The organism is Pseudomonas sp. (assembly GCF_049645325.1).
Classification (GTDB): Bacteria; Pseudomonadota; Gammaproteobacteria; order Pseudomonadales; family Pseudomonadaceae; genus Aquipseudomonas.
Genome location: NZ_JBARTQ010000545.1, coordinates 1 through 2,005 on the forward strand (window position 1 = coordinate 1; position 2,005 = coordinate 2,005).

Genomic DNA, 2,005 nt, shown 5'->3' on the forward strand with positions numbered 1-2,005 from the left:
GGGTCATGACATATTCAGGGCTTTCCTCAAGGCCACTGGCATCGATTTTCATCAGCTGGAAAACCGGCTGCAGGATTTGCTTCAAACGGCTTTGCATGGGTCAGGCTCCTGGGTGGCGATGCGAACGGCTTTGAGGTGAGTGGTGGAAGGTAGGGTTGGGTTCCCGCTGTTTAAGCTGTGGGTATCGGTTACCGCAGTTACGGCCACATAGAGTGCCACTCCTACAGGCATGCCATTCAGGGTGCTGGCAGCCTCTTCGCCGTCGCGCGCAGTGCACCACCAAATGCAATTACCGAATAATCCATCACCGCATAATCAATTATTTTAATAATTAACATATAACCAAAAAGAACTTCACAGCCGGTTTTTATGGGAATAACGTGAACCCATACACCGACCCCTTCTCCAGGCGGAGGTAGCCAACCTCTTATTCGATTCGCCTGGAGCCTGCATCCCATGGTTTTTGCCATCCCCTTCAAGCACCTGCTTCTGGGCGCTGCCCTGGCCCTCGGCCTGATCACCGCCGCCCACGCCGCCGACCTGCAACCGCTGCGAGTGGCCAACCAGAAATCGACGATCAAGGCGCTGCTGGAAGTCTCCGGCGAAACCAAAAATGTGCCCTACGATATTCAGTGGTCGGAGTTCCCATCCGCTTCGCCATTGGGCGAAGCCTTGAACGCCGGTGCCGTGGACGTGGGCGCCCTCGGTGACGCGCCGTATGTGTTCGCCCTCGGCGCCGGTGCGGCGCTCAAGGTGGTCAGCATCATTCACGCCGAAGGCCGCAACACCACCGCCTTGCTGGTGCCCAAGGACTCGCCGATCAAGACGGTGGCCGACCTCAAGGGCAAGAAGATCGTCACCGGGCGCGGCTCCATCGGCCATTACCTGGCGATCAAGGCCCTGGCCAGCGCCGGCCTGACCACCAAAGACGTGGAGTTTGTGTTCCTGCTGCCCAGCGAATCACGCCTGGTGCTGGATAACGGCACCGTCGATGCCTGGGCCACCTGGGACCCGTACACCACCGTGGTCACCTCGCAAAGCCAGGCGCGTGTGCTGATCAGCGGCAACACGCTGCTGAGCAACCACCTGTACTTCGCCGCCACCACCCAAGCGATCGCCGACAAGCGCGTGCAACTCGATGACTTTGTCGCGCGCGTCGACCGCGCTTACGCCTGGGCCAACGTGCACCCCGCTGAATACGCCGCCGCCCAGGCCAAGATCACCGGCCTGCCGCTGGCCGTGCACATCGAAGTGGCCAAAGACACGCACCTGAGCCCGGTCGTCATCGACGACAGCGTAATCAGCGGCCTGCAAGCCACCGCCGACACCTATCAAAAAGAAGGCCTGATCACCAAGCACATCGACGTGTCGCAGGGCTTCGACAAGAGTTTCAACGCCAAGCGTGTCCCCCTTTCCCAAGCATCGCGTTAAGCAAGGAGCAGAACATGAGCAAGCCAGGTCAATTGAAGCCACGCCATTTAAAACTCGGCGCCATGGTCCACGGTGTCGGCCACGGCTGGGGCGAATGGCGCCACCCGCAGGCGCAACCCAACGCCAGTACAAATTTCGGCTTCTACAAGCAGCAGACTGAACTGGCCGAAGCCGCCAAGTTCGATTTCGTGTTCATCGCCGACAGCCTGCACATCCATGCTAAATCCAGCCCGCACTACCTCAACCGTTTCGAGCCGCTGACGATTCTTTCGGCCCTCGCGGCATTGACCACCCACATTGGCCTGGTCGCCACCGTCACGGTCAGCTACACCGAGCCCTATCAGGTTGCACGCCAGTTCGCCTCCCTGGACCATATCAGCGGCGGCCGCGCCGGCTGGAACGTGGTCACCTCGTGGCTCAGCGGCACCGCCGATAATTTCGGCAAGGCCGAACATCCGCCACATGCCGTGCGCTACCGCATCGCCAAGGAACACCTCAATGTGGTCAAGGGCCTGTGGGATTCCTGGGAAGACGATGCCTTTGCCTACAACAAGCAAAGCGGCGAGTTTTTTAC

The 2,005-nt window shown here is 59.9% G+C and carries 3 protein-coding genes; 2 read left to right on the plus strand and 1 reads right to left on the minus strand.

Annotated elements, in window-relative coordinates:
* Positions 1-236: 236 nt before the first annotated feature.
* Positions 237-470 (minus strand): hypothetical protein, encoded by a 234-nt coding sequence (locus WBB95_RS22860; protein WP_424489633.1) that lies wholly within the window; start codon positions 468-470, stop codon positions 237-239.
* Here WBB95_RS22860 and WBB95_RS22865 point away from each other — a divergent pair.
* Both WBB95_RS22865 and WBB95_RS22870 read left to right on the plus strand, forming a co-directional pair.
* Positions 457-1,431, plus strand: a complete 975-nt coding sequence (locus tag WBB95_RS22865) for an ABC transporter substrate-binding protein (RefSeq protein WP_424489634.1) — start codon at positions 457-459, stop codon at positions 1,429-1,431. The two genes, WBB95_RS22860 and WBB95_RS22865, sit on opposite strands and share 14 nt — an antisense overlap.
* 14 nt (positions 1,432-1,445) lie before the next feature.
* A partial coding sequence (locus WBB95_RS22870; RefSeq protein WP_424489635.1) for an LLM class flavin-dependent oxidoreductase occupies positions 1,446-2,005 on the plus strand: 560 nt, incomplete at its 3' end.

Excerpts from the sequence above, each read along its gene's own strand:
- WBB95_RS22865 (WP_424489634.1), top strand. The coding sequence starts at position 457 with ATGGTTTTTGCCATCCCCTTCAAGCACCTGCTTCTGGGCGCTGCCCTG.
- WBB95_RS22860 (WP_424489633.1), bottom strand. The coding sequence starts at position 470 with ATGGCAAAAACCATGGGATGCAGGCTCCAGGCGAATCGAATAAGAGGT.